At 73.3% G+C, this 20354-nt stretch carries 12 protein-coding genes; 1 reads left to right on the top strand and 11 read right to left on the bottom strand.

Annotated features, from left to right (window positions below; translation table 11 throughout):
* Nucleotides 1–4: 4 nt before the first annotated feature.
* The 10 genes from IEZ24_RS17415 to IEZ24_RS17370 all read right to left on the bottom strand — a co-directional run bounded on the left by IEZ24_RS17415 (nt 5) and on the right by IEZ24_RS17370 (nt 18840).
* Nucleotides 5–1588, bottom strand: a complete 1584-nt coding sequence (locus IEZ24_RS17415; RefSeq protein WP_129455888.1) for a serine/threonine-protein kinase — start codon at nt 1586–1588, stop codon at nt 5–7.
* The gene (locus IEZ24_RS22445; RefSeq protein ID WP_191192876.1) at nt 1585–3078 is read right to left on the bottom strand and encodes an FHA domain-containing protein; all 1494 of its coding nucleotides are present in this window, start codon (nt 3076–3078) and stop codon (nt 1585–1587) included. Before IEZ24_RS22445 ends, IEZ24_RS17415 begins: the two co-directional genes overlap by 4 nt.
* A complete protein-coding gene (locus IEZ24_RS17405; RefSeq protein WP_207206858.1) occupies nt 3075–3941 on the bottom strand; it encodes a PP2C family protein-serine/threonine phosphatase in 867 nt (288 codons plus the stop codon). The genes IEZ24_RS22445 and IEZ24_RS17405 overlap by 4 nt, the downstream gene beginning before the upstream one ends.
* Complete coding sequence (locus IEZ24_RS17400) at nt 3938–4960, bottom strand: RDD family protein (RefSeq protein WP_129455886.1); 1023 nt, start codon at nt 4958–4960, stop codon at nt 3938–3940. The genes IEZ24_RS17405 and IEZ24_RS17400 overlap by 4 nt, the downstream gene beginning before the upstream one ends.
* Nucleotides 4957–7281 carry a transglutaminase family protein gene (locus tag IEZ24_RS17395; protein ID WP_129455885.1) on the bottom strand — a complete coding sequence of 775 codons (2325 nt, stop codon included), beginning with the start codon at nt 7279–7281 and terminating at the stop codon, nt 4957–4959. Before IEZ24_RS17395 ends, IEZ24_RS17400 begins: the two co-directional genes overlap by 4 nt.
* Nucleotides 7278–8624: a DUF58 domain-containing protein gene (locus tag IEZ24_RS17390; protein WP_129455884.1), complete on the bottom strand. Its 1347-nt coding sequence runs from the start codon at nt 8622–8624 to the stop codon at nt 7278–7280. Before IEZ24_RS17390 ends, IEZ24_RS17395 begins: the two co-directional genes overlap by 4 nt.
* Nucleotides 8625–8646: 22 nt before the next feature.
* A complete protein-coding gene (locus IEZ24_RS17385) occupies nt 8647–9621 on the bottom strand; it encodes an AAA family ATPase (protein WP_129455883.1) in 975 nt (324 codons plus the stop codon).
* 28 nt (nt 9622–9649) lie between these two features.
* Entirely contained in the window at nt 9650–15691 is a 6042-nt protein-coding gene (locus tag IEZ24_RS17380; protein ID WP_129455882.1) for an Ig-like domain-containing protein, read from the bottom strand.
* A 166-nt stretch (nt 15692–15857) separates the two neighbouring features.
* A complete protein-coding gene (locus IEZ24_RS17375; RefSeq protein WP_129455881.1) occupies nt 15858–16502 on the bottom strand; it encodes a LuxR C-terminal-related transcriptional regulator in 645 nt (214 codons plus the stop codon).
* Between the two features lie 34 nt (nt 16503–16536).
* Nucleotides 16537–18840, bottom strand: a complete 2304-nt coding sequence (locus IEZ24_RS17370) for a sensor histidine kinase (protein ID WP_129455880.1) — start codon at nt 18838–18840, stop codon at nt 16537–16539.
* A gap of 363 nt (nt 18841–19203) precedes the next feature.
* Between IEZ24_RS17370 and trxA the strand changes: the two genes are divergently transcribed.
* Complete coding sequence (gene trxA / locus IEZ24_RS17365) at nt 19204–19527, top strand: thioredoxin (RefSeq protein WP_056603764.1); 324 nt, start codon at nt 19204–19206, stop codon at nt 19525–19527.
* Between the two features lie 136 nt (nt 19528–19663).
* On the opposite strand, the gene IEZ24_RS17360 is transcribed toward trxA, so the two are convergent.
* Nucleotides 19664–20329, bottom strand: a complete 666-nt coding sequence (locus IEZ24_RS17360; protein ID WP_129455879.1) for a GNAT family N-acetyltransferase — start codon at nt 20327–20329, stop codon at nt 19664–19666.
* Between the last annotated feature and the right edge of the window lie 25 nt (nt 20330–20354).

Below are 20354 nucleotides of genomic sequence, written 5' to 3'. Positions count from 1 at the left end.
GGGCTCACCTCGTGCACTCCGTGGCTCCCGCGGACGTCTGGCCGTTGCTGCGCCGCAGCATCACCTCGACGCACGTGCGTCCCTGCTCGGCCGGCACCGTCACGGGGCCGGAGTCGACCGGCCCCTCGAGCGGGCGCTGCTGCGACGGGTCGGCGACCCGGTAGAGGAACGAGTCGCCTTCCTCCGGGGCAGGGTTGCGCCATCGCACGACCACCTCGTCGCCGCGGCGCACGAGTGCCAGGCGGCTCGGGCTCGGCACCGACTCACCGATGGCGTCCGCGGGCCCGCTGCTCGTGGTCGGCTCGGCGTCCTGGGTGGTGCCCTCCGTCGTGCCGCCCAGCACCTGCCAGGCGACCACGCCTCCGACGAGCACCAGCCCGACGACCGCGAGCACCGCCGTCCGGGCCGTCCGGGCTGCAGGCGGTGCGGGCTCGGACCGGTCGTCCGGCTGGGAGGCAGGCACGACGGCCGGGTCCGGCCCGTGACCCACGACGGTGGCGTCCTCCACCGGCGCCGGGATGGCGGGGCCGGTGAAGTCGCGCGACGCACGATCGCGCACCGGCGCCGGGGCGGCGTACGCAGGAGGAGCTGTCGGTGCGGCAGGTGCGGGGGGCCCGGGGGTTGCTGGGGGTGCGCCCTCGGGGTCGATCACCTTGAAGGTCGAGATGCGCGTGGAGCCGACCTCCTCGCTCGCGGGGTCGTCGGACACCAGGTCGTCCTGGGTGTCCTCACCGACCTCGATCGGTGTCATCGGCAGGTGGAGCGCGACCTGGATCGCCTGGAGGGCGCGGCCGAGCTCGAGCGCCGATCCGAAGCGCTGGTCGGCCCTCTTGGCCATGGCGGTGACCAGCACGCGCTCGAGCTGCTCGGGCACGTCCTCGCGCCGGAGCGGGGGCACCGGTTCGTTCCGGGCACGCGCCATGAGCGCCAGGTTGGAGTTGTCGCCGCCGGGCACGATCATCGGGCTGCGACCGCCCAGCATCGCCCAGCAGGTCGCAGCGAGGGAGTAGACGTCGCTCGCAGGCACCATGGGCTGGCCCTTGGTGACCTGCTCCGGCGGCGCCCAGGCCGGCGAGACGCCGACCCCCACCCCCTGCTGGCCGTCCTGGGTGGACACCGAGATGCCGAAGTCGGTCAGGGCGGCCCGGCCGAACTCGGTGAACAGGATGTTGGCCGGCTTGATGTCGCGGTGCAGCACGCCCATCCGGTGCGCCGACTCGACGGCGCCGGCGATCTGGATGGTGATCTCCAGCGCCTTCGCCACCGTCAACGGACGGGCCCTGATCCGGCTCTCCAGGGTCTGCGGCTGGCAGACCTCCATCACGAGGTACGAACGGCCGTCGGGCGCCGCGCCTGCGTGGTAGATGCTGACGATCGAGGGGTGGTTGGACAGCCGCGCCATCTGGTTGGCCTCGGCCTCGAACGCCTGCTGCGAGTTGTGCGTCAGGTCGGCGGTGAGGACCTTCACAGCGACGGTGCGCCCGAGCTGCTCGTAGCGGTGGACGTCGGCGAAGCCGCCGACCCCGAGGACCTCGATGAACCGGAGGCCCGGGATCTCGGGAGGCGCGGCCGCCTCGCGGCGGCTCACGGGAGGGCCTCGAACCGCAGGTCGACGCCGTGACCGAGCTGGACGACGTCGGCGGAGGTCAGCAGCTGCGGGGACCGGGAGATCCGAACGGTCGGCTGGCCCGGGCGCTGGAGGAAGGTGCCGTTGGTGGAGTCGAGGTCGACGACCATCACGCTCCACCCCTCCAGCCGGATCTCCAGGTGCGTGCCCGAGACGTGGCTGTGCGGCAGCGGCAGGAGGCGGGGCAGAACGGGGCCCTGGATGCGCGAGGCCTGGGGGTTCCGGCCGGCCAGGACGTTGCGCACGAGCTCGATCTGCTCACCGGCCGACGTGACGAGCCAGCCCAGCCCGGGGCGGGGCATGCGGACGCCCTCGCCCGCGAGGCGCAGTCCGCAGACGCGGCACGCGGGTCGGTGGGTCGGGTTGGCGTGGCCGCTCGGGCACAGCACGCCCAGGACGGTCTCCTGTCCGTCCGGCGCCTCGCCGCCCGACGCCAGGTAGACGTCGATCTCCGTGCTGTCCGGAGCCTCGAGAAGGGTGTGGCCGTCGTGGTGCTCCCCGTCAGACCCGGCAGTGCTGCTCGGCTCCGCGACAGCGGGTCGCGCAGGTGCAGCCGACGGCACGCCGGAGATGAACGCTGCCGGACCAGCCGGCTCGGGGGACGGCGCCGGCCGAGGCGCCACCGCCACGACTTCCACCGGCGCCACGGCTTCCACCACCACTGGTTCCACCACCACCGCTTGCACCGGCGCCACGGGCTCCGCCGGCTCGTCACGGCGGCCGTCGATGTCGTAGTCGTCCTCCGCGCGGACCGCGGCGTCCTCGATGTCGTGCAGCACCGTGTGCGGCGTGTACATGTGGGCCAGGCGGCTCGGCGGTGCGTCCGCGACCGGAGGTCCGGGCGCAGCGTCGGCAGGCTCCTCGACCTCGACCTCGACCTCGACCTCGGGCGCCGGCTCGGGCTCGGGCTCCGCCAGCGTCTCTGCCGACGGCACGGCGACCGCGGCCGGGATCTCGACCGGGCGGGAGGGCTCGCCCCGCTCGTCGAGCAGGGCGTGGTCCGCCACCAGGAGGCGTACGGCCCCCGCCGGGACGACGCCTCCGACCACGGGCAGCCAGCTCTCGCCGCCGACGCCCGCGCCGAGGGAGACCTGTGCCGCCGACGTCGTGTCGACGTTGCGCTCGAGCCAGGTCGACACCTCCGCACCGCGCAGGTCCAGCTCGGTGCCGTCGGTGTGCGCGACCCGCACGTGGCAGCCGCCCCGCGCCGCGACGTGCAGGCCCTTGTCGTCGAGGACCACCATCGCGAAGTCGGGCAGCGACGACAGCGCCGCGCCCGTCACCTCCGCGAGGATCTCCAGGAGCGTGCCGAGACCGGCGACCTCGGTCGCGGTGAGGCGGTCCCAGATCGCGACGAGGTGCTCGCGAGGCACGTCGTGACCCAGCAGGAGAACCGCGTCGCCCAGCACGAGCGCGTGCTGACGTCCGGCCGACCACTCGACCCGCCTCACGACCATCCGTCCTGACCGGGCTCCAGCGCGTCCGGCAGGGTGTCCCCGCCGTTGCCGAGCGCCGTGTCCAGATCGGGGTGCGTGCCGTGACCGGAGTCCGTCCGGAGGGGCCCGTGCAGCTCGACCACGTCGACGACCACCGCGGTCACGTTGTCGTGCCCGCCGGCCTCGACCGCCTCGCGGACCAGGACGTCGGCCGCCGTCTGTGGGTCGGCGATCTCGAGGAGCGATGCGGCGATGAGCTGCTCGCTCAGCTCGCCGGTGAGACCGTCCGAGCAGATCAGCAGCCGGTCGTCGGCCCCCGCGACCAGCAGGGACCAGTCCATCCGGGTCGGTCCGGCGCTGCCCGCGCCGATCGCGCGGGTGATCACGTTGCGCTGGGCGTGCGTACGGGCCTCGTCGGCGGTGATGCGGCCGGACTCGACCATCTCCTGGACCCGGGTGTGGTCCACCGTCACCTGCTCGAGGCGACCGTGCTGGACGCGATAGGTCCTCGAGTCGCCCACGTTGAAGACCAGCCAGCAGGGCATGCCGTCCTGCTCCGCGAGCGCCACTCCGCTCAGGGTCGAGCCCGGAGCGGCGGACGGGCCGTCGGCGAGACCGGCCACCCGGTGGGCGGCACGCTCCACCGCCGCGAGGACCTCGCTCGCCTCGAGCCACTCGCCGCGGCCGAGGGCGCCGAGCTCCTCCACCACCAGCGCCGAGGCCTCGGCCCCACCCGTGTGGCCGCCCATGCCGTCGGCCACGGCGAAGACCGGACTGGCGACCACGTAGGCGTCCTCGTTGCGGTCACGGACGCCCTGGTCGGTGGCTGCGCCGGCGCGTACGACCATCCGGGGGGCAGCGGTCGAGGGTGCGCTCACGAGGCCACCACCGTCATCCGTCGCTTGCCCAGGGTGACGACCGCGCCGGGTGACACGGGGACGCGCACCATGGGCGCGAGGCGGCTCCCCGGCGCTCCGTCCTGCTCGACCGACGAGCCGTTGGTCGAGCGGAGGTCCATGACCCAGGGGCCGGTCGGACCGAGGCCGACCGCGAGGTGGTTCGCCGAGACGGACTGGTCGGGGACCACGACCAGGGCGGCCTCGCCCAGCGCGTCGCTCGGGCGGGGGTCGCGGCCGAGGACGACGGTTCCGTCGACCGGGATGCGCTGCCCGTCGTCGAGCACGACGACCGGGCGCGGAGCGCCGACCGCGGGCGCGGGCTGGACCACCTGCGCAGGCTGCGCGACAGGCGGCGCCACGGGCAGGGCGACGGGCCGCTCGACCGCCGGCGGGGCGCTGCTCGTGAGCGACTGAGCGGCACCGAAGGGGACCGCTTCGATCATGCCGCCCGGCTGCGGCGCGGGGGACGGGCCGGACGCCGGTGCGGGCAGTCCCACCTGCGTCAGGTGGGACTCCTCGGCGTCCCACCCGGCCGGCGGAGCCGCGACCTGCGAGGTGGCGGCCGGCGCGACGCCGGCCGCCTTGCCGTCGACGAGGGTCACACCGGTCAGCCGGTCGAACCAGGAGCGGTTGGGCGACTGGATCGTCAGGGGGGTGATCAGCAGCGCGAGGCCGAAGGTGCACCCCTGCACCAGGTACTTCAGGAACGTCCGGCCGCCGGCCCGCTGACCGGTGACGGCGTCGACGTGGTGCAGACCCAGCATGAGCTGGCCCGGCAGCGCAGCCCGTGCGAGCACGGCCCACAGCGCGAACGCTGACCAGACGGCGGTCAGGGCCAGGACGACGACCGCCAGCTCCATCCCACCGCCGCCCAGGAGGGCAGCCACGGTCACGCCGTTGAGGACGACGAGGAGCGCGAGGCTGAGCGACATGTCGAGCGCACGCGCGGCCACGCGCCTGCCCATGCTGGCGGGGCTGCCGCTGGGATGGGTGGTCACGTCGTCCTCCTCGGGCGTCGGTTGATCAGCAGCGAACGGGGTGAGACGACGGCACGCAGCCGGCGCACGGGGTGCACGGAGCGCGACATCCCGTGCCGGAGCGAGTGGACCTGCCGCCACATCTCGTCGACGTCCGCCTGGCTGGGCTCGCCCCGGCCGAAGACGTGTGCGTCCATCCGCTCGGCGACAGCGACGGGGCCGACCGTCGGGAACGTCTCGGCGAAGTCGCGAGCGGACTCCTGACGGGTCAGGCGCGCAGGCGTGCGTACGCCGAGGTCGGCGGCGGCGTCGACGATCTCGTCCCAGCCGCCGGAGATCCTGTCGGCCGTACGGCCGTCGCGGCGGCGGCGTGCCCGACGACGCCGCTTGAGCAGGACGATGGCGGCGAAGGGCGACGCGAGCAGCGCGCCGGCGCCCGCGACGTACGCGGCGATCCGGACCGCGGGCGGGACCTCGAGACCCTTCTCGTCCCGCTTCGTGGTCGAGCTGTCGTCGGTCCGGTCCTCCGGCGGGTCCACCGGCTCCTCCGGCGGCACCGGCGGGGGGAGCACCTGCGGCTGCGGGACCTCGTCCGGCTTCGGGACCTTGGTGTCGGGGGTCTTGTCGCGGTCCGGGGTGGGGTCGAAGGCGACCCAGCCCGCCTTCTCGAACGGGACCTCCACCCACACGTGGGCGTCGTTGCCCGTGAGGGCGACCGGCTCTCCGGGCGTGCTCTCCTCGGGGTAGAAGCCGAGGACCACCCGGGCCGGGTAGCCGAGCTGTCGCACCATCAACGCCATCGACGTGGCGTACTGCTCGTCGTCCCCGATCATCCGGGCGCCGCTGAACAGGGCGGTGAGCCGCCCGTCGAAGTGGCCGGCGGTCGAGACCGTGTCGTCGTTGGAGTAGAACCCCACCTCGCGGAACTTCGACTCCAGCTTGCGGAGCTGGTCGATCTGGCTCTCTCCGGGCTCGGCGAAGTCCGAGGTGATCCCGGCGATCGCGTCCGGCACGTCGACCTCGGCATCACCCGCGCCGGTGACGATGGAGTCCTTCGCGAGCTGCTCGTCGGTCGGCGCCGGGGCCGGGGCGACCGTCACCGTGTAGCGCTCGCCTCCCTGGAGGCCGGCCGTGCTCAGGAGCGTACCGGAGTCGGCGTTGTAGTAGAGCCCGGCACCGAGCGACTCGGCCCGGGATCCCTCGAAGCTCACCCCGCCGACGTCGCCACCGCCGGGGATCCACACCCCTTCGTAGTCACCGACCTCGACGTCGAGCGTGCGCGCACCATCGGGCGTGGTCACGCCGATGCGACTGCCGACGCGCCGGAACTGGGCGCTCGCGGCGTCGACGCTGAAGACGTGGCCGTCGTAGCCGTCCATGGCCGCCACCCTGAAGCGGGAGCCCTCGGGCAGGCCGGTGACGGTGAAGAGCGTCTTCTCCTTCTGGTCGCGCTCGTAGTAGCGGTAGCGCGTCAACGGGCTCGCGTAGTCGCGCAGGTCGAGAGGGGGGACGACGTCGTCGCGCAGGACGTAGCGGTCCGACGCCGACACCATGCCGGAGCCGAGGAACGCGGAGGAGCCGCCCGCGACGGCCAGGACGACCGCAGCCGCGACGATGCGCTGCCGTTGCGCACTGGTGTTGGTCCGCCGGCTGGTCAGGAGGTGCGCGTTGTCGCGGTGCTGCTGCAGCGCCGTGCGCCAGCCCGCCCACGCGAGCGCGGTCACGCAGAAGACCGCGCCCTGCACGGCCGCCGACGGAGCGGTCTTCGTGCCCCAGAGGATCCCGACCACCAGGAGCGTGGCTGCGGGTGCGAGGGCCCAGAGGTGCCGGCGCCCCCGGAGCGCGAGCCCCACGGCGAGCACCGCGCACACCAGGCCGGAGAGGTAGGGCACGACTGCCGGTCCGGTGAACGAGGAGGCGGGAACGCTCACCGTGAGCAGGTCGCGCCACGCCTGCCAGGTCAGCACGACGAGCCGGTTGACGGTCTCCGGGGTCGGTACGACGCCGCCGAGGGTCGTGCTGGGCAGGGCGAGGGGACCGCCGAAGGCGACGAACACCGCCAGCGTCGCAGCGGCGACGGCGAAGGCGGACCACCTGCGCCAGGCGCCGACGGCGGCCACCGCGGTGCCGAGGAGCACGCCCCCACCGGCGGCGGCGTACCCCGAGGCGTCGGCGAACACCGGCCCGAAGGCGACCACACCGGTCGCCAGCAGGACCAGCATCGCGACGACGTCGACGGCCTGCGGGACCGGCAACGCCCGGCGCCGCCGACCGGGGGTGAGCTGGGTCGTGCCGGGCTCGGTGAGCTGGGGCCGGGTCCGGCCCTGGCTGTCGGTGCTCATCGCATCGTCCTCACCGCGCGGGGCAGGTCGTCGAGGGCGGACAGGTCCAGGACCGTAAGCCTCCCGATGCGGCGGCGTGCGACCTCCTGCCCCTCCGCGCAGCGCACGGCGAAGGTGAAGGCGTCCATGGGGGCGACCCGGTCGGCGGCACGGAGCGCGGCGGCGTCGGTCGCGGAGCCGGTGACGACGGCGACGACGGAGGCGCCGGGCACGAGGGCGACGCCCTCCTCGGCGAGGGTCTGCAGCGGCGCGCAGTCGGGCCGCAGCTCGACGCGGGAGAGCTCGTCGAGCAGCCCGCGCGCACTCGGGAACCGCAGGCGCCCCGCCTGGGTGACCACGGAGAGGTCGCGGTCCTCGCGCAGGCACTGGAGACCGAGCGAGGCGACGCTCGAGACCGCGACCTCGAAGTCCTCCGGGCTCGCGTAGTCCTCGGGGCGGACCGAGAGCAGGAGCAGCAGGTGGGAGCGGCGGGTCTCCTCGAAGACACGCACCATGAAGCGCCCGGTGCGGGCCGTCGTCTTCCAGTGGATGGCGCGCCGGTCGTCCCCCGGGACGTAGTCGCGCAGGGCGTGGAAGGAGACGTCCGAGCTCGAGAGGTCCTGGGTGGTGACGCCCTCGACGTCCTTGAGGAAGCCGGCGTGGCCCGAGTCGATGACCAGGGTGCGGGGGTGGACGAAGAGCTCGACCTGCTCGGTCCAGCGCTGGGCCCGGCGCAGCAGGTGCAGCGGGTCGGCGCGGACGGAGAGCACGGGTCCGACGGGGATCACGCCGCGTCGACGGGTCGGGACGGCGAAGAACTCCTCGTGCGCCTCCTGCTTGCCGAGGGCGGGCAGGTCGAAGGACGCGACGGCACGGGCGACCGGGAGCTCGATGCGGGTGGGGAGCAGCGAGCGCGTGCCGCGGTTGCGGATCAGCAGGCGACCCAGCGCCTCCGCGCCCACCTGGACCCGCTGGTCGTCGAGCGCGATGTCGACGTCGTACGCCGTCTTGCCCAGCACCCAGGCGAGCGCCGCGAGGAGGACGACCGCGAGGGCCGAGGCCACGACTGTGAGCTCGGTCCAGGACCTGTCCAGCCCCACCCACAGGGTGAGCGCCAGGCCGGCGAGCGCGACCCAGCCCAGCGGGGTGACGAACGCGCCGGCGGCCGCGGCGCGCTGCCGCGCGGGCGTCGTACGGCTCCACGCCCGCTCGCCGTGCTCGCGGACCGACTGCCAGCGCGGTGACGCGGCGAGGCGGTCGCCGACACCCGAGGCCAGGCCTGGGGCCGGACCGGTGGCCCACCCCGCGACGTCGGGGCGCGGCAGCCGGCGGCGCGTCGGCGCGGCCGGGCTGACCGCGCTCATGCGGCTGCTCCCCAGTGGTGCATCAGACCCCGGCTCCGCGGAGCATCGGCGCCTCGACACGGTCGAGGACCCGGGCGACGACCGCAGCGGTGGTCGCGCCGGCGAACTCGGCCTCGGGCGACATGATGATGCGGTGGCCCCAGACCGGGAGGGCGAGCTCCTTGATGTCGTCGGGGAGGACGTAGTTGCGTCCGCGGGCGGCGGCCCAGACGCGGGCGGCGCGCACCATCGAGATCGAGCCGCGGGTGGAGACGCCGAGCGTGGTGTCGCTGTCGTCGCGGGTCGCCTCGGTGAGGCGCTGGACGTAGTCGAGGACGGCGTCGTCGACGTGGTTGGCCTTGACCAGGTCCGCCATCTCGGCGACGGCCGAGGTGGAGATCATCGGCTGGAGGCTGCGCGCACGGTCCGGCGACGCCGAGCCCGCGAGCACCTGCACGGCGGAGGCGCGGTCGGGGTAGCCGACCGAGGTCTTCATGAGGAAGCGGTCCAGCTGCGCCTCCGGGAGCCGGTAGGTCCCGGCCTGCTCGATCGGGTTCTGCGTGGCGATGACCATGAACGGGCGCCCGGCGTCGTACGACGTGCCGTCGACGGTGACGTGGCCCTCCTCCATCACCTCGAGCAGCGCGGACTGGGTCTTGGGCGAGGCCCGGTTGATCTCGTCGGCGAGGACGATCGAGGCGAAGATGGGGCCCTTGTGGAACTCCCACCGGGCCTGCGCCTGGTCGTAGACCGTCGTGCCGGTGATGTCGGACGGCAGCAGGTCCGGCGTGAACTGGATGCGGCTGTGGCTGCCCTGCACCGTCGCCGCCATCGCACGGGCCAGCGCGGTCTTGCCGGTGCCCGGCGCGTCCTCGAGGAGGAGGTGGCCCTCGGCCAGCAGGCAGGTCAGCGCCAGCCGGATCACGGGGGCCTTGCCCAGCAGCGCCTGGCCCACGTTGTCGGTCAGCGTCACGAACGAGTCCGCGAACCAGGCGGCCTGGTCGGTGGTGATGGTCATGGGTGCTCGTCTCTCGTTGAGGTGGAGGTCATCGCTGTTCGCACGTGCCGTAGTCGTTGCCGACGGGGAAGCTGCCGCTCGCTGACGGGCGGCCCGGCGGACCGCTCGGTACGCTCCACCCCCAGTTCCCCGCGCCGTCGACGCGGATGGTGGCGTACCAGTCGGGCGCTCCCATGCCGCCGACCCAGCAGTAGACGTTGGAGTCGGGCCGGAAGCGCTCGAGCCGGAGCTCGACGTAGTACCAGCCGTTCGGGGCGACGGTGCCCGTCTTGCGCCAGAGGTCACTGGCGGCAGCCCACGACGTGCCGGCGTCAGCTGCCTCCGCACCCCATCCGGCCTGGTTCTGCGACCGGACCCTGACGTCGACCCTGGTCCCGGGCGCCACGTCCACGCGCCGGGAGTCGACGACCCCGACCGACTGCCAGCCGCCGCCGTTGATGCTGATCTGCGTGCCGGTGACCGGGCGCCCGTTGCCCGTGGTCGACGCGTTCCAGCTGAAGGTCACCGACTGGAAGCCGTCCGAGTGGGAGACAGCGGGCGCCGTGGGCGGCCCGTAGGCGTTCGCGCCGTCCGACCTCGCGTCGCCTACGGCGGTCTCGCCGGCGACGGTGCTGGTCGCCCAGACCTCGACCGTGACGTCCCGGCCGTTGACGAGGGCGCCGTTGGTGACGGTGCCACCCCCGGCGGGCAGCGTGCCGGTGCCGCCGTTGGCGCGCCAGCGGTAGGTGATCTCGCCCGGGGTCGCGCCGTTGCCCTCGGCCGCGCCGAAGGTGATCCGCACCGTGTTGTTGGCGCCCGTCTCCTCCGCCTTGAGGTTCGTCACCGGACCCGGCTTCTGGAAGAACCGCTGCGGTGCGGACGCCGGCGACGCCTCGCCCCGCCCGGCCTTGTTGGTCGCCCGGACGGTGAAGGTCACGTCCGTGGTGGACGCGTCCATCAGCACCTCCTGGCTGGTGCCGGTGAGGTTGTCCCAGCTGCGGCCGTTGCTGGCGTTGAGCGTGTAGACGAGGTTGTTGTCGCCGTTGCCGTCGGGCGCGTTCCACGAGACCGTCGCGGACGGCTGGGTCGCGTCCGGAGCCCGCTTGGCGACGGTCGGCGCGGCTGCGGCGAACGGCACGCCCGCCGGCACGATCGGCGCGGAGGCCGGGGACGGGTCGCTCGGGTCCGGGTGGTCGTTGTGGGCCAGCACCTGGAACGTGTACGCCGTGCCGTTGACGAGGTTGTCGACCGTCGCGCTCGTGCCGGCGATCCCGTCGATCTGCGTACGGCCGGCGGCATCGCCCGGGCTGATCAGGATGCTGTAGGACGTCACTGCGCTGAAGTCGCCGACCGGCTGGTTCCACCGGAGCTTCGCCGACCTGTCGCCGAACTCACCCGAGACCGCGCCCGGCGGGTCGGGACGCTGGTCGGGCGTGACGGTGTTGGACACCGCCGACTTCTCGGAGGTGCCGACCTCGTTGGTGGCGGTGACCGTGAAGCGGTACTCGACCGCGTTCTTGAGACCGGTGATGACGCAGGACGTCGTCTGCCCGCACGGCTGGGTCCCGCCGCTCCACTGGGCCTCGTAGCCGGTGATGACCGTGCCGTTGTTGGACGGAGCGGTCCAGCTCAGGGTCACCGTGGCGGACTCCTGGCTCACCGCCCTGACCCCGCTGGGCGCGTCGGGGCGGTCGCGGACCGTGACGCGGATCAACCCGTCGACCTGGCGGGCCGGGTCGCCGGTGGCGTCGCCGACCGAGAAGCGGACCGTGAGCTGGCCGCTGGTGGCGGCGTCCGGGGTGATCGTCACCCTCGTCCCGGAGAGCGTGACCTTGCCGGTCGCGTCCCCGCCGGCCGGGTCTGCGCTGAGCACGGTGATCGGCTCGCCCTCGGCCGCGAACGGGTTGGTGACGTGGTCGGCGATGTCCACGACCTCGGCCACACCCGCGTCGGCGTCGGTGATCTCGATCGGCTGCACCTGGATGAGCGGTCGGGTCGAGGACACCACCGTGACCGGCACCTTGGCCGCGACCGGGTCGGTCGATCCGTCGGTCACCGTGACGGACGCGAGCAACGAGGTGCCGGCCGGGGTGTCGGCCGACGCCTCGGCCCGCAGGGTCGACCCCGAGAGGGTCACCTCCACCCGCCCGGCGTCGCCCTCGACGCTGCGGAGCGAGAACCTCAGGCGGTCGAGGTCGCCGGGATCGGGGTCGGTGACCATGGCGCGGAGGTCTGCCTCCACGGCGTCCTCACCGGGCGCGACCCGGAGCTCGGTCGGGGTGAAGCGCGGCTGGGTGCGCGCGGTCTCGGTCTCCTCGTCCTTCGTGGCCGGCAGCACCTCGATCGGGACCGACAACGTGGCGACGAGGCCCGTCGCGTCGTCCGCGTCCGTCCCGTCGGTGACCTCGAACGTGATCGCCGACGGTCCGGAGAAGCTCTTGTCCGCGGTGAACGACACGATCCTCTGGGACACGGCCTTCGCGACCCCGCCGGGGCCGGCCTGGACGGTGTTGCCGAAGGTCAGGCTCGGCGTACGCCCCTCCCTCACCACGACGTGGTCGGCCAGGGCGACCTCGACGGTCTTGCCGGCCACCACCTCGACGGCCGGGGCGCCGGGGTCGACGACCGGGCGGCGGTCGGCCGTGCCGGGGACCGTCACGACGGCGCTCGAGGTGAGTCCGTCGACGTCGGTCACGGTGTAGAGAACGACCCGACGGGTCTTGTCGAGGTCGATGTCGAGCTTGCTCCCGCTGATCCGTACGCCGCGGTCGGACGAGCTGACGTCCAGGTCCTCGGCGACGCCGTCGGGGTCGGCGTCGTTGGCCAGGACGTCGACGCTCGCGGTGTTGCGTCCGAGCGTCTCGGCCGCCGTCACCACGTCGTCGCGTGCGATCGGTGCGCGCAGCGGCGCCTTCTCCCGCACCTGAACCGTCAGCACGCCGTCGACGCGCTGGCCCCCCGGGGAGTCGGTGATCCGGTAGTAGTAGGTGAGGTCGGCGTTCTTCGACGGCGTGGTGAGCAGGACCTGCGCACCCTCCGTCCTCGCCGCGACCTTGGTCGAGGCGTCCGCCGCCTTCACCGAGTCGGGCACCAGGATCGGGGTGTCGCCGTCCGGGTCGGTGTCGTTGGCGGTGACCGGGACCGCGAGCTTGCGGCCCGGACGCACCTTGACCACGTCGGTCACGGCCGTCGGCAGCTGGTTGGTCGCCGACGGCGGCGCGATGCCGACCCGGATGCTGCCCGTCGCCTGCGCCCCGCCCGCGTCCTCGACGAGGTAGCGGAACCTGTCCGTGCCGGAGGCGGAGACCGGAGCGACGTACTTGAGGGAGCCGCCCACCACGCTGACGACGCCCTTGGTCGGGGCCGGGCGGGCCACGCCCAGGAGCGTCACCGAGTCACCCTCGGGGTCGACGCCGTCGGTCGGCACCGGGATGGTGACCGTGCCTCCGGCCAGGACGCGCGCCACGAGGGGGCGGGGCGTCGGCGGCGTGTTCGTGGCGTCCTCGGGGACGACGGTCACCACGATCGTCCCGGAGGAGTAGTTCTCGGCCGAGTCGAAGACGGTGTAGGTCAGGCGGACGCGACCGGCCTCCCTGCCCGCCTTGAACCGCACGTCGCGCCCCGAGACGAAGGCGGTCCCCGCGAAGGACCTCGGCAGCATCCGCAGCTCGGGGTCGATCCGCAGCTCGAGGTCGGCCGGCGACCGGTCGTTGGCGAGTGCCGGGATCGTCACGATGTCGCCCGCGCGCACGGTGGCGGCGTCGTCCTCGACGACCGGCGCCTTGTCGGAGCCGGGGTCCGGGACGTTGACCACGGTGACCTGGGCAGTGGCCGGAGCGGCACCGTTGGAGATGGTGTAGGTGAACGCCACGGGGGCGCGCAGCGACCCGACGGCCCGCACCCGCACGAGCTCGTGGTTGACGATGTCGAGCTGGAGACCCGCCTCGGGCGGGGCCGACACCGACTGCACGACGAGCACGCCGCCGGCCGGGTCGTAGTCGTTGGCGAGGACCGGCACGAGGACCGACTGACCCGCCGGGAGCAGCGCGAGGTCGTTGTCGGCGACCGGAGGTGCGTCGCCGGTGCCGTCGACGACGTCGACGCGCACGATGTTCTTCGAGATGGCCGGACCGTCCGAGACCGTGTACTCGACGTAGACGGTTCCTGCCCTCTTGGCCAGGAAGCTGAACGTCCCGGCAGCCGGGTCGAGCAGCACCTTGGCACCGCCCCCGGGGTTGCCGACCTGCGCCAGGCGCAGCTCGTCGCCGTTGGCGTCGGTGTCGTTGGCCAGCGGGCTGACGGTGGTCTCCTCGTCGACGACGGCGATGACGTGGTCGGCATTGGCGACCGGTGCGACGTTGTCGTCGCTGCGGAGGTCGATGTCGAGGGTGCCGGTGGCGACCTCCCGACCGTCGGAGACGCGTACCTCGACCTGGTGAAGGCCGGGCTCGGCGCGCCCGAGGTCGGTGATCGTGACCGTGCCGTCCTCACGGCTCTGCGCCGCGATGTCCTCCGTGCCCTGGACGGACTCGAGGTAGATCGGGTCGCCGTCCGGGTCGATCCAGTCCTGGAGCAGGTTGTACTTCACCTCGGCGCCGCCGGCCACGACCACCACCGACGCGCGGTCCTTGGGTTGCGGTGCGGCGTTGACCGACCACGGGTGCACCTCGACCTGCACCCGTGCCGTCGCCGGCTTGCCGCGGCCGTCGCCTGCGGCGTACTCGAAGGTGTCCGCCCCGGCTGCGCCCGGACCGGTGACGATCTGCAGTGCCTCGCCACCGCGGACCGGGAGGACGGTGCCGATGCGCGGCTCGTCCTCGGTCGAGGCCGTGAGCACGTCGCCGTCCTGGTCGGTGTCGTTGTCGAGCACGGGGAGCGTGGTGGACCGGCCCGGCCGTACGCCGTAGGAGTCGGGGTTCGCCTTGGGCGGGTGGTTCTGGTCGGTCCGGTCGGCGTTGAGCTGCTGGTCCTGCTCCTCGGACTCCTCCTTCTCCTTCTTCTCGTCCTCGACCCGGCCGAGCACGTCGTCCCAGTTGGCGACGAGGGTCATGTTCTCGTTGACGAGGAAGACGTCACCGTTGTCCTGGTTGTTGAGCACCACCACGTCGCGGTTCACCCGGAAGACGGGTCGGGTGGTCTGGACCAGCCGGTCCACGACCTGGAACTGGTCGTCGGCGCTGTCGTCGCACACTCGTTGGTAGTGCCCGCTGCCGCCCCACGCGGCGTACGTGCAGGTCCCCAGCCGTACGGGCGGTGCGGGGTCGCCGGCACTCGTCGGTCCGTCGCCGGCGGTCCGGACGTCGCCGCCGGAGAGCGGCGCGAGGAGGAGCCCGTCCGGTGCGGCCAGGGCGACGTCGTCGGCCTCGTCGCCCGGCGCCTGGAGGACGACGTCGGTCGCGTCCCGGACGTCGACCGACTCCTCGAGGGTGCGGACCTCGCCGGCGGCCCGGTCGAGCACGACCGGCGTGGATCCGACGACCGTGAGCTCGAACTCGCCGGACGTGAGGTCGCCAAGGCTCCCCAGCTCGGTGGTGGTCCAGCCGTCGGTGGCGGGGGCGACGGAGGTGAGGTCACCGGACGCGGCGACGACGTAGGCGGTGCCGTCCTTGCCGACGGCGGCACTCGCGCCGGCCACGTCGGCCAGCGTCGGCTCCTGCTCCTCGCTGAATCCGTCGACCTCGGCGACGTCCATCGCCCACAGCTCGCCGCCGACGGGATCGGACACGACGACCGTACGGCCGCCCTGCCGGACGTCGAACCCGGCCGGGACCGCGGCCGCGGACCCGAGCGCGGGGACCGAGGAGTCGACGGGCGACAGGGTGCCGCTGCCCCGGTCGTCGAGCGCCACCTCGGTGGCGTCCTGGAGCACGTCGAAGTCCGCCGACGTGGCGGTCATCGCCGCGTCGAGCGTCATGGAGGGGTAGTTCAGGTGCGCGACCGCGCGCGTCTCGAGGTTGGTGACCCAGACCCCGCCGTCGTGCAGCTCGAGGTCGGAGGTCGGGACTCCGTCGTAGAGGGTCGCCATCAGACCGATGCCGAGGGTCAGGGACGCGAGCGCGGCCTGGCCCCGGTTGTGTCCGAGAAGTCGCATGTCCACCCCATCAGGCTTGGCGGCCCGTCCCCCACGAACGAGCCGACCAGAGGATCACCCGCCCGGCACCGGCCTGTCGCTCCCCACAAGTGGGGACCGGGTCGAATTCGCCGAATGCCGGACCCGGAGGGCATCAGCGGTGACAATGCAGGGAGATCGGGGCCGTTCAGATCCAGCCGTCGCGGCCGGCCTCGCGCACCAGGCTCCCGGTGTTGGTGACGTCGCGCTCGGCGTCCATGTACTTCGAGCGGATCGACTTCAGGTGGGCCCGCACGGTCTCCTCGGCGACCTTCAGCCGTGACCCCACCTGCCGCTGGGTCAGGCCGTCACGGAGGTTGCTGAGCACCTCCACCTCCCGCGCCGTCAGGCGAGGGGTGAGCTCGACGTCGCCGATCAGGGCCTCGGCCAGGAGGCTGCTGCAGACGAACTCGCCCGCCAGCGAGCGGCGTACGACCTCGATGAGCGCCTCGGTGCCGTCGTTCTTCAGCACCACCCCGTGCACGCCGAGGGCCAGGGCGCGGCGTAGGGGCACCGGCTTCTCCTCGGCCGTGTGCAGCACGACGGCCCCGGCCCACGACGTGAGGGCGGGGATGTGCTCGAGCACCACCTCGTCGTCGCGCCCGAGGTAGAGGTCGAGCACGAGCACGTCCGGGCCGGCCGTGGCGAGGTCCACCTCGGACACAGCGGCGTACACACCCGCCATCACGAGGTCGTCGGGGTGCCGGCCGACGGCCGCGGCCACGCCGTCGCGGACGACTTCCTGGTTGTCCAGGACGGCCACTGTCGCGCGTCGTGCCGGTCGAGTTGTCATGGGGAGTGAATACAAGGCGCGCCAGCTGCTGTCTCTACCCCGAAACGGGGAGGTCGTCGACGAGGAGCACGGCGCGGAAGGCGTCCACGTCGGCGGCGAACCCGTCCGCCATCACGTCCCGGAGGCGCTCGAGGTCGCCGGTGTGGGGTGCCGGCACCACTGCGATCCGGACCTGCTGCTCGGGCGCGACGGGCGGGGACACGATGATCCGGCGGCCCGCGGACACCGGCAGGAGCCCGCGCAGCACCCGTCCGACCGGCCGGTCGAAGCCGCCGGGCACCAGTCCTGCCCGCAGCTCGACCGCACCGCCGCGCGAGCGGAAGTGGGCGACGTCGGCGCGCAGGTCGTCGTCGAAGAAGCCGGGGGCGTACAGGTCGTCACGCGCTGCGACCGCGAGCAGGCGGGCCTGCGCGATCGTCTCCTCGGACCGGGGGTCGCGCACGCCCGACGCCACGTCGTCGAGCCACGGCAGCACCTCGTGTCGCACGTGCGCGAAGTAGAGGTCCGTCATGGCGGCCTGCCACTCCTCCGCGGCGCGACGGTGCTCGAGGGCGAACTCGCGCTTCTGCTGCTGGCGCAGGGATCGGCCCTGTCGACGGATCAGCGATCCGAGCACCATGGACGGGACGGGGCACGTGACGACCGCGTTGAGTGAGCCCCAGGGAACCAACCCACGCGTGAGGTCCGGGCTGACCTGTGCCGCACCGAGCACGACGAGGATGTGGGCGACGACCACGCCGGCGGCCACGGGGAACGGCAGGCTCAGGACGAAGACGACCAGGGGCAGGGCGCTCATGCCGATGGACCACGAGCGGAAGTCGAGCATCGCGCCGCTCGGCATCAGGGCGATGCCGACCACCTGGAGGACGATGCTCGCCGCCGCGACCGTGGTGACCCAGGCCGGGCGCGGGCTGCCCCTCTCGGACTGCCGCACGATGACCAGCGTCAGCGCGAGCCACGCCAGCCCGACGAGGAGCGAGGGCCAGGACTCGGGAGCCTTCACGACCGAGTGGACCGCGATGATGCACCACGCCGCGCCGAGCGGGATGGCCACGGCTCGCGACAGCGTCCGCACCGAGCCGAGTCCACCGGTGGTGAGGCCGTGGGCGTGGTGGAGGCGGCCTCCGCCCTCAGGGTTGCGAGGCAGGTCCAGGACGAGCACCGCGCCCCCGCCCGGCCGGGGCAGGAGCGCGGAGGTCCCGCCGATCTCGGCGATCGGACGCCCGACGGACTCCGCGAGGCCGAACCCCGAGCGGGTGGGGGCGTCGAGCCCCCGACCGCGGTCGAGCACCTCCAGCCGCAGGTCGCGGCGGTCGGCGGAGATCCGGAGGACGACCTCGTCGACGCGCCCGTGCCGCACCGAGTTGCGCACCCCCTCCGACAGCGCGCGCAACGCGGCGGCGCGCTGCTCGGACGAGAGGGGCGGCAGGCGCTGGGCCCGCCCGACGACCTCGACCGCGACGGTCGCGGGCACCCGCTGGCGCAGGTCGTCGACGAGGCAGGCGTAGGCCTCCGGCAGCTCGTCCACCGAGCCCGGCGCGCGCTCCTCGAGGCGGACGGCTGCGTCGGCCTCCTCCCCCACCATCCGTCGGATGGCCACGGCGGTCGCCCGGGCCTGCGCCCGCACCCTGTCGGCGGGAGCAACCGCGTCGGAGACGAGGTGCAGGGTGCCCAGCACGTCGTCGTGCAGCACGCGACGGCTCGTCGTACGGGCCCGCAGCTCCGCCTCGCCGCGCGCGAGGTCCAGCTCGCGCTGCCGGTTGCCCTCCGTGACCCGTTCGGTGGCGATCGCACTGGCCTGCATGGCGTTGACGAAGCCCACCGCCGCGGCCGCTGTCCCGAGCGAGAGCACCATCGAGTCGAGCGAGAGACCCGACGCCGGGAGGTCGAAGGCCTCCAGCGTCGCCACGTGCACAGCGCTGAGCACGGCGACGAGCCCGAGGGCGTTGAGGAGCGGCAGCAACCGGGCCGCCATCACCCCGACGGCGGACAGCACCATCCCCACCGTGGCGTCGTTGGGCACCGGGTTGGTGCCGATCTGGGGAGTCGCCAGGAGGAACGTGGCCCCCAGGATCCACAGGTTGTGCATCCGCTCACCACGGGAGAAGACGCTCACGGCCGTGCCGAGCAGCACCGCTCCGATCAGCGCCCTGCTCGGCGCCGTGGGCTCGTCCCACGCGAGGTGGCCCATCCACGGCAGAGAGGCGAACAGGCACAGGCTGAGCAGGATGCACGCGTGCGCACCCAGGATGCTCCGGTACATCCGGTAGGCGCTGCCCGACCTCGTCCGGGGCACGGGCGGCGGCGTCGTGACGACCGCCCACAGGGGCCAACGCACGCAGACACCCCCGGGGTCGGCTGGCTTCGAACCTCTCGATGCTAGGTCGGAGCACGTTCGTGCACTACGCCCGTCTCAGCCCTCACGACAAGTTTTGCTTTGGCCGTCCCCCCGGTTCCGGGGGCGGACGGCGGCTGCGCGCCGCACCTAGGCTCGAGGCACGCCCGTGGGGGTGAGGAGGACCGCGAGCACGGGGGTGTCGCGGTCCTCCGTCTCGTCGTGGCCGGGTCGGTCGCAGCTCCCACGTGGACCAACAGGGCGCGCGGAGGTCGGGAACAACTGTCACCGGGGTGGTGTTGACTGGACATCCCCGTCGGGGACCGACACCCGACGCAGAGACCTCATGTGAAAGGGGCAAGTGCCGTGGCCAACATCGCCGCCGTGACCGACGCCGAGTTCGAGGCGCAGGTCCTCAAGTCCGACAAGCCCGTCCTGGTGGACTTCTGGGCGGAGTGGTGCGGTCCGTGCCGCCAGGTCGCTCCGATCCTCGACGAGCTCAACGCCGAGCACGGTGAGAAGCTCACCTTCCTCAAGATGAACGTCGACGAGAACCCGGTCACCCCCTCGTCCTACCGCGTGACCGGCATCCCGACCATCAACGTCTACCAGGGCGGCGAGGTCGTGAAGTCCATCGTGGGCGCCAAGCCCAAGGCCGCGCTCCTCAAGGAGCTCGAGGGCATCATCTGATGTGACGAGCAGCCGCCCGCGAGGAACAAGCGGGCGGCGTGGGCTCGCCGGGTCGAGTAGGCCCGCGGCTGAGGAACGAAGTCGCCACCAGGCCGTGTCGAGACCCCGGTCTCGATACGCCGGGGGTCCCTCGCGGCTACTCGGCCAACGAGAACACCTGGTTGCCAGAGGCGGCCCGCACCGATCCGATCGGGCGGGTCGCCTTGTGCGTGGGGCGCACGACGCCCCACACCTTCTCGAGCGCGAGCTCGACCTCGTCCTTCCAGGACAGGGCGGTGCGCAGCTCCATCCGCATCCGCGGCGTCGTCGGGTGGGCCCGCTGGGTCTTGAAGCCGACGCTGCCGAGGAACTCCGCCGGCAGCACGCACCCCTCCGTACGCCCGCGGGTGTCGCCGTACGCCTCGATGGCGGTGTGCCCGCGCCCGACCAGGTCCGCCGCCATGGCCTGCACCAGCAGCCGGCCGAGCCCGCCGCGCCGCAGGGCGGGCTCGATCCAGGCGGTCGCCGCGATGATGGCGTCCGGCGACCCGGGCGCGGTCGGCAGCGTGGCGGCACCGGGCAGCCGCGCCGCCGGGGCGTACACGATGTGGCCGACCGTGCGGCCGTCGATGCGTACGACCCGCCCGCACGAGCCCCAGTCGCGCAGCGTCGAGGAGAGCCAGCTCTCCTTCTCCGCGATGCGCTCCTGCTCGTCGAGTCGCGCTCGGTCGACGGGCCCGAGCTCCCAGAACAGGCACGAGCGGACCGGGTCGGCCAGCTCCGCGAGGTGGTCGACCGTCAGTCGCTCGGTCTTGCGGGACACAACTCCGATGCTAGCGGCGTACGGC

Origin of the sequence: Nocardioides ganghwensis (genome assembly GCF_014779655.1) — a bacterium.
GTDB lineage: Bacteria > Actinomycetota > Actinomycetes > Propionibacteriales > Nocardioidaceae > Nocardioides > Nocardioides ganghwensis.
Note: the sequence above shows the minus strand (reverse complement) of the source record. Positions and strands in the feature narration are given on the sequence as shown.

Excerpts from the sequence above, each read along its gene's own strand:
- IEZ24_RS17395 (WP_129455885.1), bottom strand. The coding sequence starts at position 7,281 with ATGAGCACCGACAGCCAGGGCCGGACCCGGCCCCAGCTCACCGAGCCC.
- IEZ24_RS17390 (WP_129455884.1), bottom strand. The coding sequence starts at position 8,624 with ATGAGCGCGGTCAGCCCGGCCGCGCCGACGCGCCGCCGGCTGCCGCGC.
- IEZ24_RS17375 (WP_129455881.1), bottom strand. The coding sequence starts at position 16,502 with ATGACAACTCGACCGGCACGACGCGCGACAGTGGCCGTCCTGGACAAC.
- IEZ24_RS17380 (WP_129455882.1), bottom strand. The coding sequence starts at position 15,691 with ATGCGACTTCTCGGACACAACCGGGGCCAGGCCGCGCTCGCGTCCCTG.
- IEZ24_RS17385 (WP_129455883.1), bottom strand. The coding sequence starts at position 9,621 with ATGACCATCACCACCGACCAGGCCGCCTGGTTCGCGGACTCGTTCGTG.